We start from the raw sequence: 22,535 nt of genomic DNA, 5'->3' as shown, positions 1-22,535 counted from the left end.
GAACGTTAAAGGAACGGTCCCCAAGATGGAGCCCGAACTCGCCCATTCGTCGCAGGTAGTCGTGCCTTAAAGCGCCCGTCAATCGACACTAACGACAGCTCGTTGGATTTATCGTTAACTGAGCTGTAAATCACCATGCCGCCATTCGGTGCAATACTTGGCGACTCATCCAAAAATGTCTTCGTTAAAATTTGAAGCGCACCGGTTTTTAGATCTTGCTTGGCAATGTTATACCCAGAGTCTGATCTGTGTACCATTACCAGGAACCGTCCATCTGGCGTCAATTGACCACCCAGGTTCTGACTTCCCTGCCAAGTTAGGCGTTCGGTCGAACCGTCTGCTAAATTTACTCGATATATCTGGGGTTTACCACCTCTGTCTGAGGTAAAGATCATAGACTGACCATTTGGATCCCAAAATGCCTCGGTATTATTGGCCCGACCACGGGTAACTTGGGTCATTTTCTTGGTTTCCAGATCCAAAATATAGATCTGCAGGCTGCCGCTTTTTGACAGCACCATGGCTAATTTTTTGCCGTCTGGCGAAAAGCGCGGCGAACCGTTATGGCGCGGGAATGACGCAACCATTTCACGGCTCCCCTTGTAAATGTCCATAACGAAAATCTGCGCCTGCTTGTTTTCAAAGCTAACATAGGCGAGCTTGCTACCGTCCGGTGACCATGACGGTGACATCAGAGGCTGCTTCGACTTCAATGCTAATTGTTCATTATAACCATCATAATCGGCAACGCGCAGCTGGTACTTATACTTGGCCTTATCATCAATCACCACATAGGCAATCCGAGTCATAAATGCGCCTTTCTCACCCGTCAATGCTTCATAGACATAGTCAGACATAGCATGAGCATACATACGTAAATTGCTCTCTTTCACAACCGCAGCTCTTGTGAACAACACATGATCTTTGGTTAACACCAACTTACCATTGTCAAGGCCACGGCTCTCACCACTAGTAAGCTGACCACGCACCACGTCTACCAGTTGGAATTTGATCTCATACTTACCCTCCGCATTTAGCTTTACCTTACCCGTTACTAACGCATCAACTCCCAGAGCAGTCCAAGCGTTATAATCAATCTCTTCATCACTATATGGCGTCTGCGGCATTTTGCTTGTCGCCACCGGGCTAAATTTACCACTACGGCGCAAATCGGACGCAATCACTGCGGAAAGGTCAGTCGGCATTTTACCTTCGCCTTCCCACTGAAACGGCACCACACCAATCGGGCGGGCTGAATCAATACCTTCAGTAATGACCAGTTCCAATTCAGCTTGTGCGATTTGGCTAAAACTCAGAAGAGCAATACACAAGCCCATTATCCAACGTTTCATAACAACTCCTTCATCATTGCGGGCTTACTGTTAATCTAATACTACGAAGGTTCTCAATTACTGCCGAGTCTTCCGGCATCGGGAACTGACTCACTTTTACCACTGCAGCTTTGGCTGCACGGCACAGCGCTGCATCGCCACCATCATTCGACGCATCAAGTACCAGGCCATTCGTGGATAAACGCATACGAATTACACACTCTTTACCAATGAAAACCTGATCAACCAGCAAGTTCTGCTGGATCATCTGAGTATAGATGGCAGCGTAACGCTGGGTCTCATCGGCAACGAACTGACCGCGAGCACCGCCACGCTGTTCGGTTTCCGCTTCCAGCCCCGCAAACAGGTCATTGAGCGCAGCTTCCTGCTGGCGCTGCTTCTCTCGAGCTTCGGCAGCTTTACGTTCCGCTTCCTTACGGGCCGCTTCTGCCTTGCGAGCGGCGGCTTCAGCTTTCTTCCTCGCTGCTACTTTCGCCTTACGATCTTCTTCCGCCTTTCTAGCCGCTTCTTCGGCTTTTTTCTTCGCCGCAAGTTTTGCCTGACGCTCCTCTTCCGCTTTACGCGCAGCCACTTCAGCCTGGCGCTTTTGCTCTTCGGCTTTACGTTTCGCTTCTTCGGCCTTACGCTGCTGGGCTAACTGTTTCTTGCGCTCGGCTTCAGCTTTCGCTGCTTTCTCGCGAGAAATGCGTGCCGCTTCATCAGCCTTACGCTGCTCGGCGGCAACCCGCTTACGTTCAGCTTCTGCTATACGCGCATCTTTTTCCGCCTTGAGCTTATCGGCTTTCAGCTGACGCAACTTGTTCTCTTCAGCCTGTCGCTGCTGTTCAAGTGCTGCAGCCTGTTGCTCAAGTCGCTTCAGGCGATCTTGCTCTGCTTTCTTCGCCGCTTCACGTTGCTGACGGATCTGCTTGGCTTGCTGATTGACCAACGCCGGGTCGACGACAACAGCCTTGATCGTATTGCCTGACATTTTCGGCTTGTCCATGGAGAAATCCGTTCCCCACAACAGCGCCGCTAACAATAAACCGTGAAGAAGTAACGATATAATGACGGCAGCGCTATAATTATTATTTTTCATCCTGCTAGCCTGCCTACTTCTCTAAAGGTTCGGTCATCAGACCCACAGAACCCACTCCAGCCTGATTCAATGCATCCAGCGTCTCGATAATGAAAGAGTAAGGAGCCCGACCATCACCTCCAACCAAGACTGTCGACTTAGGGTTTAGTTGTAGTTCGGCCCTAACGCGAGTAAGCAAATCATTTAGCCTAAGGCCACGAAGCATCTCACCATTATCGACACTCAGGCCCAGGTTACCATTTTGGTCGACTTCAACGATGATCGGAGCACTGCTATTTTCATCACCGACCAGTTCAGCGGCAGTTTTGGCCGTCTGGGTTGACGGTAGTTCAACGTCAACTCCCTGAGTCACAAAAGGTGCCGTTACCATAAAGATAATCAACAGCACCAACATGACATCGATATAGGGTACAACGTTAATTTCCGCCGTCATTTTGCGCTTTTTCGGTTGATAAGCCATCGCTTATTACTCCTGCGCAGCGGCAAATGCCTGACGGTGTAGAATACTAGAAAACTCTTCCATGAAAGTGGCGTAAGTATGCTCTAGTTTCGACACTTGGTTAGTCAGCTTGTTATAGAACATAACGGCAGGGATCGCGGCAAACAGACCCATCGCAGTTGCAACCAGTGCCTCGGCAATACCCGGTGCAACCATCGCCAACGTGGCCTGTTTTACTGCACCCAACGCGATAAAGGCGTGCATAATCCCCCATACCGTACCGAACAGGCCGATATACGGGCTGATAGAACCAACGGTAGCCAGAAACGGCAGGTTGGTTTCCATCTCATCGACTTCGCGGGATAGCGCGACTCGCATCGCTCGCCCCGTCCCTTCCATCACCGCTTCCGGCACTTTGCCATTGCTACGATGCAGGCGGGCGAATTCTTTAAAACCGGCATGGAAAATTTGCTCAGAGCCTGTCAGGCTATCTTTTCTTGCCTGTACTTCCTGGTAAAGCTGAGACAAGTCAATGCCTGACCAGAAACGATCTTCAAACCGCTCGGCTTTTGAAGCTGCATTCGACAATACCGAGGAGCGTTTGATGATCATCGCCCAAGACATGACAGACATACCTAATAGAATAAGCATCACGATCTTAACAAGCAGGCTTGCCTGTAAAAAAAGATCTAAAATCGATAGTTCAGCAGTCACTTAGATATCTCCGACTTAATATTTTCTGGGATCTGAATAGGTTTCATGGTTTCAGGATGCACACAGGCTACCTGAACCATCGCTTTGCACAAGGTTTGGCCGGCATTGTTAACTAAAACCTGACAAAATTCGATTGAAGCTCTGCGTATTTTTTCCGGCCATGTTCTTACCACCAGCCGATCATCAAGCTTTGCCCCATTTAGATAGTCAATCTCGATATGGCGCACCACAAAGCTAACATTCTGTGCAAATAATGCCTGTAAACTGACATCATGGCTGCGGAAGAGTTCAGTTCTAGCCCGCTCAAAAAATTTTAAGTAGTTGGCATGGTAAACAATCCCACCTACATCGGTATCTTCGTAATAAATAGTGATTGGCCACTCAAAGGCATTTTCTTCGGTCATCAGGTTTCCATGCAATCACACTGCAGCCAATACCCATCAGGTACTCGCCCAGTTTTCAATTAGTCGCTTACTATACCGAAGTTGCACGGCTTTATGAAACGCCACATTTACTAACGCCCACAAAACCTATGATTTTTTGACAGGCTTGTCATTTCGTTGCCATGAACAATGAATAAATAATGTCGCTATATTCACTTTCCCGCTTCACCAAAGGCCGAGTCAGCTGCTTTATGCATAAAAAAACAGCCCATTACACATTTGTAATGGGCTGTTTCATATTGTTATTTTGTCTGTCTCGTATTCAACAGTTGCTATGATGAGAACAAACGCAACCACATGATATAAGACAAAATCGGCAATGCAAGATACGGGGTAAAGAACACCTGCCAGTACCAGTGAAGTGGTACAAAGCCAACACCGTAGATCATTGCAGTACATGTTACCCATATCAGGGCCGGTGAAATTACCGGTCCAAATCCACCAATCGCCTGGGCAAAGATCATTGGCTCCCATATCAGCAGTCCTGCCGCCGATAGCGCCAGTACCATGGCTAACAGGCGTAGCAACCCGTTATCCAGCACCTGGTGAGCACACTTCACCCAGTGATTGATCTTACTCACCTTTCTCATCCATATTTTCGGTTGTTTCAAGCCACAGGGCGTTGATAATACCGAAAGAGCAGGCTAGCAGAACACCGAGAATCCAAGCGAAATACCACATAGTCTGTCTCCTTAGTACAGTGAGGTTTTGTTGTCTTCGATAAACTTGTTATCAAGACGGCCAAACATTTTGTAGTAACACCATGTGGTGTATCCAAGAATAATTGGAACCATCACAAACGCTACACCTGTCATGATATTCAACGTGAACTCACTTGACGTGGAATCCCACATCGTCAGGCTATGACCAGGAACTAGGCTTGAAGGCATAATGAACGGGAACAACGCAAAACCGAATGTCAGGATAATACCTGCCATTGTCAGGCTTGATGTCAAAAATGCAAAGCCAGCCCGGTTAGCACGAGAGGCAATAACCGTTAGCAATGGCATCACGACCGCGATGATTGGTGCAGCCCACAGTAATGCGTATGCATCAAAGTTTGCGAACAATGCTCCTGTTTCACGCATGACTTCTTTGGCTAACGGATTAGATGGGCCGTTAGTGATAATTTCAGAAGTAATTACATAGCCTTCGATGCTTTGCGCCCATACACCGGCAATAACAAAACATACCGCTGTAATCAGAGCCGTTACTGGTGCCACATTGCGTGCACGAGTGTGCAGATCGCCTGTCGTTTTCATCTGCAGATAAGTCGCCCCCTGAGTGACAATCATCATCAGGCTAACAATACCGCATAGCAGTGCGAACGGATTCAACAGGCCAAAGAACGAACCTTTATACGTAGGGATCAGCAGGTCATTCAGCTCAAAAGGAACGCCTTGCAGCAAGTTACCGAAAGCAACACCGAAAATCACTGGCGGCACGAAACTACCAACAAAGATCGCTTTGTCCCATGCATCACGCCATTTAGGCGATTCAATCTTCGAACGGTAGTCAAAACCTAGCGGGCGTAACCATAGTGCTGCTAGCGTAAGTACCATTGCGAAGTAGAAACCAGAAAACGCAGTCGCGTAAACAAGTGGCCAGGCTGCAAACAGGGCACCACCCGCAGTGATAAGCCAAACTTGGTTACCATCCCAGTGCGGTGCAATTGAGTTAATCATTACTCGGCGCTCTGTATCCGTCTTGCCTATAACATTAGACAGGATACCTACACCCATATCGAAACCATCTGTTACTGCGAAACCGATGCAAAGTACACCAATTAGCAACCACCAGATGAATCGCAATACTTCATATTCAAACATTGCTTACTCTCCCTGACTACGCTTCAACCTGACGCGATACCACATTCTGTGGTGCATCATTTTGTTCAAAGTGATAACGACCTGTCTTCAAGCTACTTGGACCTTTACGTGCGAACTTAATCATCAGGTACATTTCAGCAATCAGGAATACAGTGTATAGCGCAATCATCGACAGCATTGTTGTGATAATTGCGGATGGTTCCAGGTTAGATACCGCCATTGATACAGGTAGAATCTCACCGACAGCCCATGGTTGACGGCCATACTCGGCAACGAACCAACCCGCTTCAATCGCAATCCATGGCAGTGGAAGACCATATAATGCAGCGCGTAATACCCATTTCTTATCCGTGATCTTATGACGACACGTCTGGATAAATGCCGCACCTATAATGCCCAGCATGAGGAAGCCAGAAGCCACCATGATGCGGAAGCTAAAGAATAGCGGCCAAACGGTAGGGATTGAATCATCAACCGCTTGGGCAATATGTTCAGGTGTAGCATCAACAACGTTATCGGTATACGGCTTAAGTAGGAAGCCATAACCAAGGTCGTGTTTCACTTCATCAAAGGCAGCAACATTTTCAGGTGAACGATCACCACTACGTAGTTTTTCTAGCAACCCGTAAGCTACCATACCGTTACGGATACGCACTTCGTGTTCATCTTTTAAATCACGCAAACCAGTAACTTCAGTGTCAAAAGACCGCGTGGCGATAACACCCATTACATAAGGGATTTTAATCGCAAAATCTGTTTCCATGGTTTCTTGGTTTGGCAAACCGAATACAGTGAACGCTGCTGGTGCTTCTTCCGTGTGCCATTCAGCTTCAATTGCTGCAAGCTTGGTTTTCTGCACATCACCCAACTCGTAGCCTGATTCATCACCCAGTACGATAACCGACAAGATTGATGCCATACCGAAAGAAGCGGCAATGGCAAAAGAGCGACGGGCAAACGGAATATCACGACCTTTCAGCATATAGTAAGCACTGATACCCATAATGAACATCGCACCACAAACATAGCCAGAAGCCACTGTGTGTACAAATTTCACCTGCGCTACAGGGTTGAAGATAACTTCAGCAAAGCTCACCATTTCCATCCGCATCGTTTCGAAATTGAACTCTGCGCCTACTGGGTTTTGCATCCAGCCATTTGCGATAAGAATCCAAAGTGCAGAGAAATTAGATGCGATAGCCACCAGCCACGTAACAGCGAGGTGCTGACGCTTAGATAGACGATCCCAGCCAAAGAAAAAGAGGCCAACTAAAGTAGATTCAAGGAAGAATGCCATCAAAGCTTCGATTGCAAGCGGAGCACCGAAGATGTCGCCGACATAGTGAGAATAGTAAGCCCAGTTTGTACCAAACTGGAACTCCATGGTTAGGCCGGTAGCCACACCAAGAGCGAAATTTATACCAAAAAGCTTACCCCAGAACTTAGTCATGTCCTTGTAGATTTGCTTTCCGGTCATTACGTAAACCGACTCCATGATGGCAAGCAGGAACGCCATACCAAGAGTCAATGGGACGAACAAAAAGTGATACATCGCAGTTAATGCGAACTGTAACCTCGAAAGTTCGACGATATCAGTGAACATTGAGAACTCCTTTTTTCGCCAGGCTGACTGACGACAGTACTACACATGTGTACCAATGGTTGGGCTAGCAAAATGTAGCTTACAAACCGCTTATTAAGTCACCTTCCTGGTAGCCATTTGTTTTAATAATCAACGGCTTCCTTTCTGTGTTACAGGCATGTGCCAAATTAGTTAGTTTGTTGTTAAGCCACAGCTAATAAAGTCATTGCTAATATTACTGGTATTCTTCACCCTGCTCAATCTATTTATCGCACAATTTGCTTTGATAAATATCAAGAAACATCGCTCAAATTTTACGCGCAATGTTTTTAATTGATGTAGATCAACTTAAACCAGAACGAGTTAAAAACGCCTGTGAACAGGAAAAAACACGATCTTTCATACTAAAAACACCCAGTTAATACATAGTCACAATCTACTTTAAATCGTCACATTCACTACGTTAATGAGTTAGAAAAAACAGGCCTATTAACTTCATAGTGATAGCAAGCAATACTGCTAAATCGCTATTAAAGCTAAAAAACATTCGATTAAAAGGGGAAAAAACAAAACATAATCATTAGTAAAACTAATGCCAAAATGGAATTTATTTCGCTTTTGCCTGACAAATAAATATCTATAATCAGCGTCAGAAACAGATTAAGCCGCCCAGACAGTAAAAGATGTCTTTTAGGTGGGTTGTAAGCTGTTTCCCTGTCAGATTTATTTTAGATTGAGGAAGTAGTTATGGCTCGTATTATTGAAAAAGTGATTGCCCTTTACCAACCAAGCTTTGCTGAATTGTACAAAAACAATCACTAAAATGTGCTAAAAACACCCCATTAATCGACGTTAAGTAACTTTGCCAATATTGAAGCGCTCATCATCATTGTTTGATATGTCAATGTTATGTAAACGGAACAGGAAAAAGTTAAACGATTAATATGCTCTGGGAATAGCAAAAACAAAAAACGAGGCCTTCGCGCCTCGTTTTTTACTACATTTGCTTATGTGGTTTTAACGCCTCTATTGCTGCAATCAGCAATCTCATTTCATGCTTCCACCAGCAAGGTGTAGATTAAATCCAGCACAAATAGCTGAGATATCTTAGCTCCAATGGACTCCTCCTGTAATTTACCCTGATGCTTTCCGTTCACCAGCACCCAATCGGCATACTGGCTAATGGTTGAACACGGGTTGTGCGTTAGTGCAACCGTCTTAGCTCCCGACGCTCTCGCCAACTGAAGTGCTTTTGCTGTCTCGGCCGAGCTACCCGAATAACTGATACCAATGGCCAGATCACCAGGTTGCAATAGCGCTGCCTTCATATACATAAAATGATTGCTGGTCAGGGCATCCACATTATAGCCAATCCGCATAAACTTATTCTTGGCATCTTCAGCAGTGATTCCCGAGGAACCAACACCAAAAAAATAAACGCCTCGTGATGAGCGGATCTGCTCTGCCACTATCTCTAGTGTTTCAAAATTAAGTAAATTAAGCGTTTCCGCTAGTACGCTGTTTATTGTATTTTGCAGCTTCTTCCCTATCTGCTCGGCGTCATCTTCGGGCGTAACATCTGTATCGAGTATGGATTTCTGGTTCTGGTTCAGAAAGGAGAGTTCAATCGCCAGCTCCATCTTAAAATCCTGAAAACCCTTGAATCCAAGCGTACGACAAAATCGAATAATCGTTGCCTCACCAACATTGGCCGTGCGTGACAACTCGGCGATAGACAACTTGGTGACTTCTGCAGGGCTGGCCAGGACAAAGTCAGAGATGCGTCTTGCGGACGGAGTCAGACTTTCATGCAGGCTCCCCATCATATCAAGCACTTTCCCTGATCTTGTCGGAATATGTTTCGTAACCATCCTTCTACCTCTGGCTATCGGATAACGCTGGTTTATTTGGAGAAATTCTCCCATGAACTTCTTTTCGTGTGGAATATTACTCCATAGGCTGAATAAAAAAAACGAGGCCAGATTGGCCTCGTTTTTATATATACAACCAAGCAACATGGCATGCTTAACGTGCTTCGGGCAAATCCAAGCCAAAATGCAAGTAGGCACGATGGGTGGCAATACGTCCCCGAGGGGTCCGTTGCAAAAATCCTTGCTGGATCAGATACGGCTCAAGCACATCTTCTATGGTGTCTTTTTCTTCGCCAATCGCGGCAGCCAGGTTATCCAGTCCAACTGGGCCGCCCATGAACTTATCGATAATTGCCATCAACAGCTTGCGGTCCATATAGTCAAAGCCACTGCTATCGACATCCAGCATATCCAATGCCTTGGCTGCGATGTCCGGGCATATATGACCATTCCCTTTGACCTCGGCATAGTCACGAACACGGCGTAACAAGCGGTTGGCTATACGTGGCGTACCGCGGGCGCGCATCGCCATCTCCATCGCACCAGCTTCTTCCATCGACAGACCTAGGCAACTCGCACTGCGTCGAACGATGTCTTTCAGATCGTCAACCTTATAATACTCAAGGCGCTGGGTGATGCCGAAACGGTCGCGCAGCGGCGAGGTCAGTGAACCTGCTCGTGTGGTGGCCCCTATCAAAGTAAACGGCGGCAAATCAATTTTAATTGAGCGTGCCGCCGGTCCTTCACCAATCATGATATCCAGCTGGTAGTCCTCCATCGCCGGATACAGGACTTCTTCCACCTGTGGACTCAAACGGTGGATCTCATCAATGAAAAGTACATCGTTTTCTTCAAGGTTAGTCAGCAATGCCGCCAGGTCGCCGGCCTTTTCCAATACTGGACCGGAGGTCGTACGGATGCTCACCCCCATCTCGTTGGCAACAATATTTGCCAACGTGGTTTTACCCAGGCCTGGAGGGCCAAAAATTAATAAATGATCCAGGGCTTCGTCACGCAGCCTGGCCGCTTTGATAAAGATTTCCATCTGATCACGAACATGATCCTGGCCTTGGTAATCATCCAGTAACTTGGGGCGAATAGCGCGATCGATGATGTCATCTTCGCGACTTACCGGAAAATCATTTGATACGAGTCGGTCTGCTTCAATCATGGGAGATCACACCTTAAACCATCGAACGCAGTGCATCGCGGATCATCGCTTCACTGGTCATATCCGGCTGTGCTATCTGAGAGATCACTTTCGATGCCTGCTGAGGCTTATAGCCCAGCGCAATCAACGCACTGACTGCCTCGTCTTCGGCGCATGCGGCTGAATGGTTCTCAGCCGGCACATTCGATGCGGCAGCATCTGATGCCGGAGTAAAGAGATCACCTTCGCCCCAGCCTTTCAGGCGGTCTTTCATTTCGACCACCAGGCGTTCAGCTGTTTTCTTACCCACACCCGGGATCTTCACCAAGGTCGTGATATCTTCATTTTCGACACTCAGAACAAACTGGCCGGCCGTCATCGCCGACAAAATTGCCAACCCCAGCTTTGGCCCGACACCGTTGGCTTTTATGACCTCGCGAAATAATTCGCGCTCACTTTTTTTGTTAAAACCATACAGTAGCTGGGCATCTTCACGGACGATAAAGTGAGTAGAGATCACCGCTTCCTGGCCAACTTCCGGTAGCTCATAAAAACAACTCATCGGCATCTGCACTTCATAGCCAATGCCGCCGACCTCAAGCAAAACTTCAGGCGGTTGTTTTTCTAAAATGGTTCCACGTAGTCGGCCAATCACAGCAACATCTCTTTATTGATTCAGAAAATAGGCTTTAGGATAGTAAAGAGCTGGATATATATCCAGCTCTTTTTTAGGTTATCTCGATGGGGATATCAGTGTGAATGCGCCTTGGCAGATACCACGGCATTAAGGCTGTCTGCCAGTGCCTTGAGGGTTTCAACCTGCTCGGCCAACTGGGCTCCCTGAGTTGCTACCGAATCAGAAACTTGGTTAGTCTCCACGACTCCATTTGCCACTTCGCGACTGGCTGTGCTGAGCTCTTTCAGAGCATGGACCTGATTGCCCATGATTCCCGCCAACTGTTTTACGTCGCCAGAAATACTGCTGACCTGCTCAATGATCCCCGACAGCACTGCCGCACTGGCCTCAATAACCGCCTGGCCATGCTGTACCTCTTGCCGGCTTTTATCCAACAGAGCACGGATTTCCACTGCCGAGCTATTACTTTTGGACGACAGTTCACGAACCTGATCCGCGACCACGGCGAAACCCCGCCCCTGATCACCAGCCCGTGCCGCTTCAATCGCGGCATTAAGTGCCAGCAAGTTGGTCTGCTCAGCCACTGAGGTAATTAAATCTGCCACCGTCATGATCTCTGCGTTACTGCTGAGTATTTGGGCTATCGCCTCGGTAGACGCACTCAGCGAGGCAGAGCTCTCCTCCGCCTGAGCACGGATAGTTTCACTTCGGGTTTTCAGCTCGCTCACAAACCGATCTGACTCATCGATCCCTGATGTCATCTCTACCAGCTGCTGGCTCATCTGCTCTGCTGCACTGGCCTGAGTCTCACAATTTAGGTTCAAATCGGTTACTTGTTGGTGCAAGCTGGTCGATTGTAACTCTAGCTGTTCGGCGACTTGGCCGAGTTGCCCGGCATTATCATTGGCCTGTTCAAGCACAGCTGATAGCTGCTGTTCACCCTGCTGGGCCTGCTCGGCAAGCTGCTGGCTCGATTGCTGTGCCTGTTCAGAAGTTTGAATTGCCGACTGTCGCTGCCTAACGGTATAAGCCTGCGCAATGCCAATAACGACCAGCGGCAATAGCATGCCTGACCACACTTCTGCAGCGGCAGCTGAACCGGTGAGTTCCAACTGCGGGAATGGGTAACCGGAGAGGTGCAGGTTGATCATCCAGGCAGAAGCAATAACCACAAAGAGACTCCACAGCGCGGCCATAAGCGGCTTGGCGGCAAGAAAACAAGCTATGATCAGTAGCGGCATCCAAAATGACTGCGTCGATACCACAATGCCGCCACTCTGATAAACGATATTTATTGCATGAGCAACCATGCCGAAGAAACCGATGTTCAACGCCAGATCCGGGGAACGAACCAAACGCAAAATAACCCCGGCCATGAGCTCGCAACCGATGAGCAAAGCCGAGGTCATCACTAGCAGAGAGTGATCATGATTAAACCATTTGATTAAGCTGTAACACCCAACAAAAAAGGACAGCAGGGTGAAGAATAGAAGAGTATCGACATAGCGGGCATGTTCTCCCTGCCAGCTATGCGAAGACGGCAAAAACAAGGTTCGCCATATCGCCAGTGGGGTCATTTATCATATCCTTATCAAGAGTGTCATCGCTTATATGACCTCTGATCAATATATGCCACTAAACAATACATTAACAAAAGAAAAAAGCAGCCAATGGCTGCTTTTTTGATCAACGTATCACTATGCAACCATAGGCGCATAATTATAAAACATTGTAACATCGGACATTATCGATAACGTCCACGACGTGCGCCTCTTGCCTGGCCAGCCATCGCTATCAATGTCTTATGCGTATGGGCATGGCAAATCGCCACGGCCAACGCATCGGCGGCATCCGCCTGAGGCTTGCCCGGCAGTTTCAATACCGAGCACACCATGTGCTGCACCTGAGCCTTATCGGCACCACCGCTGCCTACAACCGCCTGTTTGATCAGCCTTGCTGCATACTCGCTCACAGGCAAGTCTGCATTCACGGCAGCAACAATGGCACTACCGCGTGCCTGGCCTAGCTTGAGCGCCGAACTGGCGTTCTTACCCATGAAGACTTCTTCAATAGCAAAAAAATCAGGCTGGAACTGGGTGATAACTTCTGAGACACCGGCATAAATCTGTTTTAACCGGCCGGGGATATCGTCGACAGAGGTACGAATGCACCCGCTGCCGAGATACTCGAGGTTTCTCCCAACTTGCCGAATCACACCATAACCGGTGATCCGCGAGCCGGGGTCAATCCCTAAAATGACTGACATTCAGTCATACTCCTTTGCAAGGAAGCTGCGCATGCATCGAGCTCTTATAAGCTTATAGCTGAGCGGCAACCTCATCAGAGATGTCACCGTTATGGTAGACTTCCTGAACATCATCAAGATCTTCTAGCGCATCAATCAGGCGCAGTAGCTTAGGGGCGGTACCTGCATCAAGATCCGCTTTGGTTGAAGGAACCAAAGTCACTTCTGCATTCGCAGCGTCAAAGCCAGCTGCATCCAACGCATCCTTCACCGAACCAAAATCAGCAGGTGTGGTGTACACGTCGATTGAACCATCATCATTGGTTTCAACGTCGTCAGCACCGCCTTCTAGCGCCGCTTCCATGATGCTGTCTTCATCCAGTCCCGGTGCGTAAGAAATCACACCTTTTTTGTCGAAAAGGTAACTTACGCTACCGTCTGTTCCCAGGTTGCCACCAGCCTTGCTAAATGCGTGACGCACACCAGAGACAGTACGATTACGGTTGTCTGTCATACACTCAACCATAACAGCCGTACCTGCCGGACCGTAACCTTCGTAGATAACAGTTTCAACGCCTTCGTCGCCTTCACCACCCGCACCGCGGCTAACTGCACGGTTGATGGTGTCGCGCGTCATGTTATTTGACAGCGCTTTATCAACCGCTGCACGCAAGCGAGGGTTGTTTTCAGGCTCTGCGCCGCCTTCTTTGGCAGCAACGACAATTTCACGAATCAGCTTGGTAAAAATCTTACCTCGCTTAGAATCCTGTGCTGCTTTACGGTGTTTGATATTGGCGAATTTACTATGGCCTGCCATGATCTACTCCGAATTCTAATACGCCTTAAGGCGTGAGTTTCACAAATAAAAAAGCTGATCAAACCTATAGCGGTCTGATCAGCTAATGCTGCGATTAAGCTTCGTCAGCTTGTTCTTTCTTATCTTCTTTTTGAGCAATCGCAACAGCGATAGATAACTCTTCAAGCGATGCCGGGTTTGCAAGGCTTGGTGCATTCGTCAACAGGCAAGAAGCCGCTGTTGTTTTAGGGAATGCAATAACGTCACGAATGTTGTCTGTTCCACACAGCAGCATCACCAAACGGTCAAGACCGAATGCCAGGCCAGCGTGCGGTGGCGTACCGTACTTCAATGCTTCAAGTAGGAAACCGAATTTCGCTTTTTGCTCGTCTTCCTCAATACCCAAAATACTAAATACTGCTGTTTGCATTTCTGCATTGTGAATACGAACAGAACCACCACCAACTTCATAGCCGTTGATAACCATATCGTATGCATTGGAGTTCGCCGCTGCAGGATTAGCTGCTAGCTCTTCAGCTGACACACCAAGTGGTGATGTGAATGGGTGGTGCATTGCATGAAGGTTGCCTTCGTCGTCTTCTTCGAACATCGGGAAGTCGATAACCCAAAGCGGTTTCCAAGCAGACATGTCTGTCAGTTCTAGATCTTCACCCAGCTTCAGACGCAGTGCTCCCATCGCTTCAGTTACCACGCGCTTGCTGTCAGCACCGAATAGGATGATATCGCCAGTTTCCGCCTGAGTGCGATCTAGGATAGCCGCAACAACATCTTCGTTCAGGAACTTAGCAACCGGAGACTGAACACCTTCAAGGCCCGCAGCACGGTCATTAACCTTCATCCATGCAAGGCCTTTCGCACCGTAGATACCGACGAACTTGGTGTATTCATCAATTTGCTTACGAGACAGTGAAGCACCGCCCGGAACGCGAATAACCGCTACGCGACCTTTTTCGTCGTTTGCAGGGCCAGAGAACACTTTGAATTCAACATCTTTCAGGATGTCAGCAACGTCAACTAGCTCTAGCGGGTTACGAAGGTCAGGCTTGTCCGAGCCAAAACGACGCATCGCTTCTTCGAACTGCATAATTGGGAATGCACCAAGATCAACGTTCAGTAGCTCTTTCCACATTTCGGTGATCATTGTTTCAGTCACGCCACGAACCTGCTCAGCAGACATGAATGACGTTTCGATATCGATCTGGGTGAATTCAGGCTGACGGTCAGCACGTAGATCTTCATCACGGAAACATTTTACAATCTGGTAGTAACGATCAAAGCCAGACATCATCAGCAGCTGCTTAAATAGCTGCGGTGATTGTGGTAGCGCATAGAAGCTACCTTTATGTACACGGCTTGGTACCAAGTAATCACGAGCACCTTCTGGTGTTGCTTTAGTCAGTACCGGCGTTTCGATGTCCAGGAACGCATTATCATCAAGGAAACGACGAACAAAGCTTGAAGCTTTAGCACGCAGCTTGATACGGTCACTCATTTCAGGGCGACGCAGGTCCAGGTAACGGAACTTCAGACGTTGTTCTTCAGTGTTGTTCTGGTTGAAGTCAAGTGGTAGCACGTCAGAACGGTTGATAATTTCTAGGCCTGTTGCCAAAATTTCAACTTCGCCGGTTGCCATGTCTTTGTTTACTTGGCTTTCTGGACGAGCACGTACTTCACCCGTTAGGCGAATACAGAATTCATTGCGCAGTTGGTTCGCCACTTCGAATACATCTTTCATATCCGGATCAACGACTACCTGAACAATACCTTCACGATCTCGCATATCAACGAAAATTAGACCGCCTAAATCACGGCGACGGTTTACCCAGCCGCATAACTCTACAGTTTGCCCTGCTAGGGACTTGTTCAGGTGACCACAATATTGGGTGCGCATAAGAAATTCCCGATCTGTTTACTTACTTTCCTGCGGGTGAACTAGACTTGCTAATCACTTTCCTTCACAGGTTGATTCAATCCCGGCCCAAATTGCTCAATCTTTATCCAAAATAGAGGATTAACACTGGCCGAGAGACAAAAATAACGAGGTATTATAAAGCAAAAACGTTAATGTAGGAAAAATCGCGACCTGAAATCAAGCAAAAATCCTCTATTCTTTTGCAACGAGGATTGACCTGTCGCAAACAAACTATTCACAATGGGCCATTTACGCGTTTTATTGCGAATAAACCGCCGCTTCAATTTCAATCAGATACATGAGTTTGATTATGCCGATACCTCCTGCCCGACCATTACTGCTTGGCCTTGCGATGTGGTCACACAATCACTGGCAGCAAAGTCTGTATGGAACCGGCTGCAAAACAGGAGATCGTCTCGCCCGCTACGCAGAGGTGTTTGATACCGTCGAGGGCAACACAACCTTCTACGCCCCCCCGGCGATTACGACAGTCAAAAAATGGCACCAAGCAACACCGGATGATTTTCGTTTTACGTTCAAACTGCCGGCCACTATCACCCACCAAAACCAATTGATGCATTGCGATCAGTTATTGGCTGACTTCTTTACGGTTATGAGCCCGCTGGAGCTGAAAACCGGTCTCTGGAAAATCCAGCTTCCCGCCCACTTCGGCCCGCAGGCATTACCGGCCCTTGAAAAGTTCCTCCGCAAGCTACCCGCCCACCTTACCTTCGGGGTCGAAGTCCGCCATCCGGCTTTCTTTGCCAAGGGTGAGGAAGAAAAAGCGCTGAACCGGCTGCTTGTCGACCAGCAGGCCAATCGCATTATTATGGATAGTCGTCCGGTATTTGCCGCCCCGCCGACCTCCGAGGCGGTGATTGACGCCCACCAAAAAAAACCGCACGTACCCGTTCATGCCATTGCGACAGCCAACAATCCAATGATCCGCTTCATCGGTCATCCTGATGATCTCAGTAATGATGCTTTCTTTGCCAACTGGCTAAAACGCCTGCCGTCATGGCTGGCTGATGGCAAACAGCCATACCTGTTTATTCATACGCCTGATAACAATCAGGCCCCCGAGCTGGCAATACGCCTTTACCGACAATTACAGCAACAAGTCTCTCTGTCACCTCAGCTACCAGATATCAGGCTTCCCCCTGAAGCAGAGGCTAGCCCGCAATTCGACTTGCTCTAGCCAAGGCTCTGTCTCCCACAACAGGCAATATAACTAATCACAAATCACTAAAGACAAATGGCCGCATTTTCTCTACAATACGCGGCCTTTCAGAGGTGATGGACCGCCTGATATGAATCCAGGGATCCCTGTTCTTTAAACATGTTAAGAGGTTCGTGAGAATGGCAGGCCAAGACAATATTTTTGCTGCGCCAATTGAAAAGCTCGGTGATTTCACTTTTGATGAACGCGTTGCCGAAGTTTTTCCGGATATGATCCAACGCTCAGTACCGGGCTACAGCAATATTATTTCTGCAATAGGTATGCTGGCCGAGCGCTTTGCCAAACCACACTCCAAAGTCTATGATCTGGGCTGTTCTTTGGGTGCGGCTACCCTATCGATGCGTCGACATATCAATCAGGAAGGTTGCGAAATCATCGCGATTGATAACTCGGCAGCAATGGTTGAACGTTGCCGCCTGCATATCGACGCTTACCGTTCTGATACACCAGTTTCGGTAATTGAAGCCGATATCCGCGATATTGATATTCACGATGCCTCCGTTGTGGTTCTGAATTTCACCCTGCAGTTTCTAATACCGGAAGACCGTCAGGCCCTGCTGGAAAAGATATTTGCAGGCCTTCGTCCTGGCGGTATTTTGATCCTGTCTGAAAAGTATATTTTTGACGATGAGCGTTCCCACGAATTGCTGATCGACCTCCACCACGATTTCAAACGTGCCAATGGCTACAGCGAGCTGGAAATCAGTCAAAAGCGCAGCGCCATTGAAAATGTCATGCGCCCTGACAGCATCGACACTCATAAACAACGCTTTGCCGATATCGGTTTCAGCAGCTCTGAAGTCTGGTTCCAATGCTTCAACTTCGGCTCAATGTTCGCCATCAAATAAGGTACTTCGTTCCACTATGTTTAGTTTTTCTGAGTTCTATCAACTCATTGCCCAACACGAAACTCTGCGTCCCTGGCTAAATACACTGCCTAAACAGCTAAGTGACTGGGAAGCTGCCGAGCATGGCGACATGGGTCGCTGGATGCGAGCCCTGCAAAAATTCCCGACAGCCAAACCGGATATCATCGATATTAAAAACGAAGTCAGTGTCCGCTATGAGGACGGTATTGCCAATGGCGAGCAAAAGCGTCTGGAAAGCCTGCTTCGTCTGCTTCACCCATGGCGCAAAGGGCCGTACAACATGCACGGCATCCATATTGATACCGAGTGGCGCTCTGACTGGAAGTGGGATCGCGTTCTGCCGCATATCTCGCCACTAAAAGGCCGTTCTGTGCTCGATGTGGGCTGCGGTAATGGTTATCACATGTGGCGGATGCTAGGAGAAGGTGCAAAGCTAACAGTAGGCATTGATCCGTCTAGCCTGTTCCTGATCCAATTCGAAGCCATTCGTCGTCTGATGGGCCAGGATAGTCGTGCTTTCCTGCTGCCGCTAGGTATAGAACAACTACCAGAACTGAAAGCCTTTGACACCGTATTTAGCATGGGCGTGCTATACCACCGCCGATCTCCGCTGGATCATATCATCCAGCTAAAAAATCAGTTGCGCAAAGATGGTGAAGTCATTCTTGAAACACTGGTTATCGACGGTGATGAAAACGACGTGTTGGTCCCGACTGGCCGCTACGCGCAAATGCACAACGTCTACTTCTTCCCGTCGGCAAAGGCGCTGAAAGTTTGGATGGAAAAATGCGGCTTTGTGGATGTTCGGATTGTCGACGAAAGTATCACAACGACCGACGAGCAGCGATCGACTGACTGGATGACCAATAATTCACTCCCTGAATACTTGGACCCGCAAAATCCAAATAAAACGATAGAAGGTTACCCCGCCCCAAGACGCGCCGTCATGGTGGCAAGAAATCCTGACTAACTATTGACAAGGGATGCTATTCGCATCCCTTTTTGTACGTTAAACTATGGCCGCCTATAGAAAAATAAGAAGTACTTCTAGGAGACATAATGCTTCGCCGCTGTGTGCCATTACTCACTTTTGCTATGCTTTCCGGTTGCACTCTTACGCAGTCAACCAATCATGAAAAAACGATGAATGCCATCAACACGATGGAAGAACGCGTTAATTACCAATTTGCGACAATGATTCAGCAAATAGATGAACAAAATGAATATATTGCTAATCTAGAAAAAGAGCTATCATCAATTTCGGAAGAACTGTCACACCCTCCGATGCTGGTTACTGCGGCGACAGCGAAATCTGCTGAAGATGGAGAGAAAGCCGTTACAGTTATCGAGCCAGCCATTGACACCAAAGTGGCTCATGGCAAAGTAATTTTGGGCGAAGAGGAATGGGTTTGGCTAGACTCAATACAGTCATTCTTCAAAGCCAGAATCGATACTGGTGCGACGACATCATCCCTCAATGCAGTCGATATTCAGATCTTCGAACGTGATGGAAAAGAGTGGGCTCGTTTCAATCTCAACCATACTTTCGATGGAAACGAAGAAAAAGCTGAAATTGTCGAAGCCCCCGTTGTTCGCTGGGTAAAAGTGCGTCAGTCGACCTCGGAACAATCAGAACGCCGGCCGGTTATAGAAGCTTGGGTTAAGCTAGGGCTGCTGCACGAAAAAGCCCAGTTTACCCTTGCCGACCGGAGCCAAATGACCTATCCAATATTGTTAGGTCGCGAGTTCTTCAAAGATATAGCCCTGGTTGATGTCGGGAAAAAATTTGTTCAGGGAATGAACGAGCAAGAAGTTCAAACCATTAATAATTAATCGATGAGGATGTCATGACGTCAAGAATCCCGTTTTATTTCTTAATCACCTTGCTCGTCATTGCCGGGGCTGCTCTCAGCATGTACCGACATGATGTCTACGGCGTGCCGTGGACGCCAGGTGAAGAGCGCGCGTTATGGGAGCTGGAAGCACGTATCGAATTCGATGCCATCGGCGATCCAGTCAAAGTCTCGATGGCAGCGCCTGAAACACAGCAGGGCTTTACCCTCATCGACGAAAGCACATCATCTCCGGGCTACGGAGTCGCACTCATTGACACCGACATGGGCCGCCGGGCGGAATGGTCGATCCGCGAAGCCACGGGCAAACAAATTCTCTACTATAAAACCCAAATGCTGGTTGATCAGCAGGCAAGCTATTCCCCCGAGCCTCCCAAAGGATCTACCGTCTCTGTCAGCCTGGATAACCCGCAGCAAACGGCCGCGACGGCACTGATCACTCAGGCACGCAATCTTTCTGCCGACAATATCACGCTGGCCCGAGAACTCATCAAGCAGTTCAATGACAAATCAAACCAGAATGCCTCACTGCTGCTCAATAGCCTGAGTCGCGAACAGGCCATTATTAACCTGCTGTCGCTGGAAAATATCCATGCACGTATCGTGGGTGGCCTACAACTTGAAGACGGCCGACGCCGCCAGAGCATCAACCCGATGGTAGAGGTCTGGGACGGTGTTAAATGGCAACTGTTTGATATCCAGACAGGTCAGGAAGGCAAGCCTGATGACATTCTGGTCTGGAACCAACAGGGGCATTCCCTGCTCGATGTCATAGGCGGACGCAATTCCAATATTAGCTTTTCGATCATCGCACAGGACATTACGCCACAACAGGCCACCCGGGAGAAAGTACAGTCCGAAGACCTGCTGAACTTCTCAATCCACAGCCTGCCCGTTGAGGAACAGGCAATGTTCAAGACCATCATGCTGGTTCCTATCGGTGCCCTTGTCGTGGTCTTCCTGCGGATTATCGTTGGCTTGAAAACCTCAGGAACCTTCATGCCCGTGCTGATTGCGGTAGCCTTTGTGCAAACCCAGCTAGTCACCGGTATTCTAGGCTTCTTACTGATTGTCGGTACCGGTCTGGTTATTCGTAGCTACCTGTCGAGGCTCAATCTGTTGCTCGTTGCCCGGATATCCGCCGTGATCATCACCGTGATAATGATCATTTCTGTCTTTACCGTGGTGGCATTCAAGATTGGCTTGGTTGAAGGTCTTTCAATCACCTTCTTCCCAATGATTATCTTGTCATGGACAATAGAGCGTATGTCTATCCTGTGGGAGGAAGAAGGTGCCAAGGAAGTACTGATCCAGGGGGGGGGCTCGCTGCTTACCGCCGTTCTGGTCTACCTGGCGATGACCAACGGCCTGGTTCGCCATCTGACGTTTAACTTTATTGGTATCCAGCTGGTTATTCTGGCACTGATCCTAATGCTGGGTAACTACACAGGCTACCGCCTGAGTGAGCTTCGTCGCTTTAAACCACTCGCGGAGAGCTAATCTATGTCACTGTTTTCTCAGTTTACCTCTCCGTTCAAGCTACGCGAGCGCGGCATTATGGGGATGAACCAACGCAACCATAGCTATATTGGTCGCTACAATGACCGTAGCCTTTACCCGCTGGTTGACGACAAGCTGAAAACAAAGAAAATCGCCCAGCGTGCAGGAGCAACAGTTCCCGAATTGATTGGCGTGATTGACAGCCAGGTGTATGTCAAAACAATTCATAACATGGTCAAGAACTGGCCGGGTTTTGTCATAAAACCGGCTCAAGGCTCAGGTGGCAAGGGGATCTTGGTTGTCGTCAAGCACAAAGACGGGGTCTACATCAAGCCGTCAGGTGCCGAGATCAACAAACAGGATGTCGAGCGTCATATCACGAACACTCTTGCCGGGCTTTTCTCTCTCGGCGGCAAGAATGACGTGGCCATGGTAGAGAATCTGATTCAGTTTGATGACGTATTTGATGGCTTCAGCTACGAAGGGGTGCCAGACGTTAGGGTTATCGTTTTTAAAGGCTACCCGGTAATGGCCATGATGCGCTGTTCAACCGCGGCCTCAGACGGTAAGGCTAACCTCCACCAGGGAGCAGTAGGCGTCGGGATTGATATCGCCACCGGTAAGGCAGTTCGAGCGGTACAGTTCGACCAACCCGTTGAACGCCACCCTGACACCGGCAAGCTGCTGAGCGAGCTTGCTGTTCCCAACTGGCACAAGTTGCTGACACTCGCCGCCAGTGCCTGGGAAATGGCAGGACTCGGATACATGGGAACCGACATGGTACTGGATAAAATACAAGGGCCAATGGTACTTGAACTGAATGCGCGCCCTGGGCTGGCAATTCAAACCGCCAACGGCTGCGGATTGCTGCCTCGTTTGCATCATATCGAGAACCTCGGCACGCCGAATACCCCGCCGTCACCGGCAGAGCGGGTCGCCTATGCCGCCGAACAGTTTGGCGCCAAGTCCTTGTTCTAAACTAAGCCTGGAGCGTCAATAACTAA

The 22,535-nt window shown here is 48.4% G+C and carries 22 protein-coding genes; 6 read left to right on the top strand and 16 right to left on the bottom strand.

Annotated elements, in window-relative coordinates; translation table 11 throughout:
- Positions 1-5: 5 nt before the first annotated feature.
- The 16 genes from tolB to aspS all read right to left on the bottom strand — a co-directional run bounded on the left by tolB (position 6) and on the right by aspS (position 16,048).
- On the bottom strand, positions 6-1,352 hold the full coding sequence (gene tolB / locus EDI28_RS11860; protein ID WP_128784091.1) for a Tol-Pal system beta propeller repeat protein TolB: 1,347 nt from the start codon (positions 1,350-1,352) through the stop codon (positions 6-8).
- Between the two features lie 13 nt (positions 1,353-1,365).
- Positions 1,366-2,430: a cell envelope integrity protein TolA gene (tolA, locus tag EDI28_RS11855; RefSeq protein WP_128784090.1), complete on the bottom strand. Its 1,065-nt coding sequence runs from the start codon at positions 2,428-2,430 to the stop codon at positions 1,366-1,368.
- Positions 2,431-2,443: 13 nt separating this feature from the next.
- A complete protein-coding gene (gene tolR / locus EDI28_RS11850; RefSeq protein ID WP_128784089.1) occupies positions 2,444-2,890 on the bottom strand; it encodes a protein TolR in 447 nt (148 codons plus the stop codon).
- A gap of 6 nt (positions 2,891-2,896) precedes the next feature.
- Complete coding sequence (gene tolQ / locus EDI28_RS11845) at positions 2,897-3,583, bottom strand: protein TolQ (protein ID WP_128784088.1); 687 nt, start codon at positions 3,581-3,583, stop codon at positions 2,897-2,899.
- Complete coding sequence (gene ybgC / locus EDI28_RS11840; protein WP_128784087.1) at positions 3,580-3,987, bottom strand: tol-pal system-associated acyl-CoA thioesterase; 408 nt, start codon at positions 3,985-3,987, stop codon at positions 3,580-3,582. The genes tolQ and ybgC overlap by 4 nt, the downstream gene beginning before the upstream one ends.
- Positions 3,988-4,298: 311 nt before the next feature.
- Positions 4,299-4,607, bottom strand: a complete 309-nt coding sequence (locus EDI28_RS11835) for a cyd operon YbgE family protein (RefSeq protein WP_128784086.1) — start codon at positions 4,605-4,607, stop codon at positions 4,299-4,301.
- Positions 4,600-4,707 carry a cytochrome bd-I oxidase subunit CydX gene (gene cydX / locus EDI28_RS11830; RefSeq protein ID WP_128784085.1) on the bottom strand — a complete coding sequence of 36 codons (108 nt, stop codon included), beginning with the start codon at positions 4,705-4,707 and terminating at the stop codon, positions 4,600-4,602. Before cydX ends, EDI28_RS11835 begins: the two co-directional genes overlap by 8 nt.
- Before the next feature lie 11 nt (positions 4,708-4,718).
- On the bottom strand, positions 4,719-5,855 hold the full coding sequence (gene cydB, locus EDI28_RS11825; RefSeq protein ID WP_128784084.1) for a cytochrome d ubiquinol oxidase subunit II: 1,137 nt from the start codon (positions 5,853-5,855) through the stop codon (positions 4,719-4,721).
- A gap of 16 nt (positions 5,856-5,871) precedes the next feature.
- Positions 5,872-7,458 carry a cytochrome ubiquinol oxidase subunit I gene (cydA, locus tag EDI28_RS11820; protein ID WP_128784083.1) on the bottom strand — a complete coding sequence of 529 codons (1,587 nt, stop codon included), beginning with the start codon at positions 7,456-7,458 and terminating at the stop codon, positions 5,872-5,874.
- Between the two features lie 1,031 nt (positions 7,459-8,489).
- Positions 8,490-9,308: a MurR/RpiR family transcriptional regulator gene (locus EDI28_RS11815; protein ID WP_128784082.1), complete on the bottom strand. Its 819-nt coding sequence runs from the start codon at positions 9,306-9,308 to the stop codon at positions 8,490-8,492.
- 154 nt (positions 9,309-9,462) lie between these two features.
- Positions 9,463-10,479 carry a Holliday junction branch migration DNA helicase RuvB gene (gene ruvB, locus EDI28_RS11810; RefSeq protein WP_128784081.1) on the bottom strand — a complete coding sequence of 339 codons (1,017 nt, stop codon included), beginning with the start codon at positions 10,477-10,479 and terminating at the stop codon, positions 9,463-9,465.
- A gap of 13 nt (positions 10,480-10,492) precedes the next feature.
- Positions 10,493-11,113 (bottom strand): Holliday junction branch migration protein RuvA, encoded by a 621-nt coding sequence (gene ruvA, locus EDI28_RS11805; RefSeq protein ID WP_128784080.1) that lies wholly within the window; start codon positions 11,111-11,113, stop codon positions 10,493-10,495.
- Between the two features lie 95 nt (positions 11,114-11,208).
- Complete coding sequence (locus EDI28_RS11800; protein ID WP_128784079.1) at positions 11,209-12,672, bottom strand: methyl-accepting chemotaxis protein; 1,464 nt, start codon at positions 12,670-12,672, stop codon at positions 11,209-11,211.
- A 167-nt stretch (positions 12,673-12,839) separates the two neighbouring features.
- Complete coding sequence (gene ruvC / locus EDI28_RS11795) at positions 12,840-13,361, bottom strand: crossover junction endodeoxyribonuclease RuvC (protein WP_128784078.1); 522 nt, start codon at positions 13,359-13,361, stop codon at positions 12,840-12,842.
- Positions 13,362-13,413: 52 nt separating this feature from the next.
- Positions 13,414-14,157, bottom strand: coding sequence for a YebC/PmpR family DNA-binding transcriptional regulator (locus EDI28_RS11790; RefSeq protein ID WP_128784077.1), 744 nt, complete (start codon positions 14,155-14,157; stop codon positions 13,414-13,416).
- 94 nt (positions 14,158-14,251) lie between these two features.
- Positions 14,252-16,048 (bottom strand): aspartate--tRNA ligase, encoded by a 1,797-nt coding sequence (aspS, locus tag EDI28_RS11785; protein ID WP_128784076.1) that lies wholly within the window; start codon positions 16,046-16,048, stop codon positions 14,252-14,254.
- Positions 16,049-16,379: 331 nt separating this feature from the next.
- Between aspS and EDI28_RS11780 the strand changes: the two genes are divergently transcribed.
- The 6 genes from EDI28_RS11780 (at position 16,380) to EDI28_RS11755 (ending at position 22,509) form a co-directional block, all read left to right on the top strand.
- Complete coding sequence (locus EDI28_RS11780; protein ID WP_128784075.1) at positions 16,380-17,267, top strand: DUF72 domain-containing protein; 888 nt, start codon at positions 16,380-16,382, stop codon at positions 17,265-17,267.
- A 161-nt stretch (positions 17,268-17,428) separates the two neighbouring features.
- Positions 17,429-18,157, top strand: a complete 729-nt coding sequence (cmoA, locus tag EDI28_RS11775) for a carboxy-S-adenosyl-L-methionine synthase CmoA (protein ID WP_128784074.1) — start codon at positions 17,429-17,431, stop codon at positions 18,155-18,157.
- Positions 18,158-18,173: 16 nt separating this feature from the next.
- Positions 18,174-19,148, top strand: coding sequence for a tRNA 5-methoxyuridine(34)/uridine 5-oxyacetic acid(34) synthase CmoB (gene cmoB / locus EDI28_RS11770; RefSeq protein ID WP_128784073.1), 975 nt, complete (start codon positions 18,174-18,176; stop codon positions 19,146-19,148).
- 89 nt (positions 19,149-19,237) lie between these two features.
- On the top strand, positions 19,238-20,011 hold the full coding sequence (locus tag EDI28_RS11765; protein WP_128784072.1) for an ATP-dependent zinc protease family protein: 774 nt from the start codon (positions 19,238-19,240) through the stop codon (positions 20,009-20,011).
- A gap of 14 nt (positions 20,012-20,025) precedes the next feature.
- Positions 20,026-21,531 carry an inactive transglutaminase family protein gene (locus tag EDI28_RS11760; RefSeq protein WP_128784071.1) on the top strand — a complete coding sequence of 502 codons (1,506 nt, stop codon included), beginning with the start codon at positions 20,026-20,028 and terminating at the stop codon, positions 21,529-21,531.
- A gap of 3 nt (positions 21,532-21,534) precedes the next feature.
- The gene (locus tag EDI28_RS11755) at positions 21,535-22,509 is read left to right on the top strand and encodes an alpha-L-glutamate ligase-like protein (RefSeq protein WP_128784070.1); all 975 of its coding nucleotides are present in this window, start codon (positions 21,535-21,537) and stop codon (positions 22,507-22,509) included.
- The last annotated feature ends 26 nt before the right edge of the window (positions 22,510-22,535 follow it).

Origin of the sequence: Photobacterium chitinilyticum, assembly GCF_004104355.1 — a bacterium.
In the GTDB taxonomy this organism is placed as follows: Bacteria; Pseudomonadota; Gammaproteobacteria; order Enterobacterales; family Vibrionaceae; genus Photobacterium; species Photobacterium chitinilyticum.
This window is presented reverse-complemented; position numbering and strand designations above follow the sequence as displayed.

Coding starts and splice junctions, on each gene's coding strand:
- ruvB (WP_128784081.1), bottom strand. CDS start 10,479: ATGATTGAAGCAGACCGACTCGTATCAAATGATTTTCCGGTAAGTCGC.
- cmoA (WP_128784074.1), top strand. CDS start 17,429: ATGGCAGGCCAAGACAATATTTTTGCTGCGCCAATTGAAAAGCTCGGT.
- EDI28_RS11780 (WP_128784075.1), top strand. CDS start 16,380: ATGCCGATACCTCCTGCCCGACCATTACTGCTTGGCCTTGCGATGTGG.
- EDI28_RS11790 (WP_128784077.1), bottom strand. CDS start 14,157: ATGGCAGGCCATAGTAAATTCGCCAATATCAAACACCGTAAAGCAGCA.
- EDI28_RS11800 (WP_128784079.1), bottom strand. CDS start 12,672: ATGACCCCACTGGCGATATGGCGAACCTTGTTTTTGCCGTCTTCGCAT.
- tolA (WP_128784090.1), bottom strand. CDS start 2,430: ATGAAAAATAATAATTATAGCGCTGCCGTCATTATATCGTTACTTCTT.
- ybgC (WP_128784087.1), bottom strand. CDS start 3,987: ATGACCGAAGAAAATGCCTTTGAGTGGCCAATCACTATTTATTACGAA.
- EDI28_RS11765 (WP_128784072.1), top strand. CDS start 19,238: ATGCTTCGCCGCTGTGTGCCATTACTCACTTTTGCTATGCTTTCCGGT.
- ruvC (WP_128784078.1), bottom strand. CDS start 13,361: ATGTCAGTCATTTTAGGGATTGACCCCGGCTCGCGGATCACCGGTTAT.
- EDI28_RS11760 (WP_128784071.1), top strand. CDS start 20,026: ATGACGTCAAGAATCCCGTTTTATTTCTTAATCACCTTGCTCGTCATT.
- cmoB (WP_128784073.1), top strand. CDS start 18,174: ATGTTTAGTTTTTCTGAGTTCTATCAACTCATTGCCCAACACGAAACT.
- tolB (WP_128784091.1), bottom strand. CDS start 1,352: ATGAAACGTTGGATAATGGGCTTGTGTATTGCTCTTCTGAGTTTTAGC.
- EDI28_RS11755 (WP_128784070.1), top strand. CDS start 21,535: ATGTCACTGTTTTCTCAGTTTACCTCTCCGTTCAAGCTACGCGAGCGC.
- aspS (WP_128784076.1), bottom strand. CDS start 16,048: ATGCGCACCCAATATTGTGGTCACCTGAACAAGTCCCTAGCAGGGCAA.
- EDI28_RS11815 (WP_128784082.1), bottom strand. CDS start 9,308: ATGGTTACGAAACATATTCCGACAAGATCAGGGAAAGTGCTTGATATG.
- cydA (WP_128784083.1), bottom strand. CDS start 7,458: ATGTTCACTGATATCGTCGAACTTTCGAGGTTACAGTTCGCATTAACT.
- tolR (WP_128784089.1), bottom strand. CDS start 2,890: ATGGCTTATCAACCGAAAAAGCGCAAAATGACGGCGGAAATTAACGTT.
- cydB (WP_128784084.1), bottom strand. CDS start 5,855: ATGTTTGAATATGAAGTATTGCGATTCATCTGGTGGTTGCTAATTGGT.
- cydX (WP_128784085.1), bottom strand. CDS start 4,707: ATGTGGTATTTCGCTTGGATTCTCGGTGTTCTGCTAGCCTGCTCTTTC.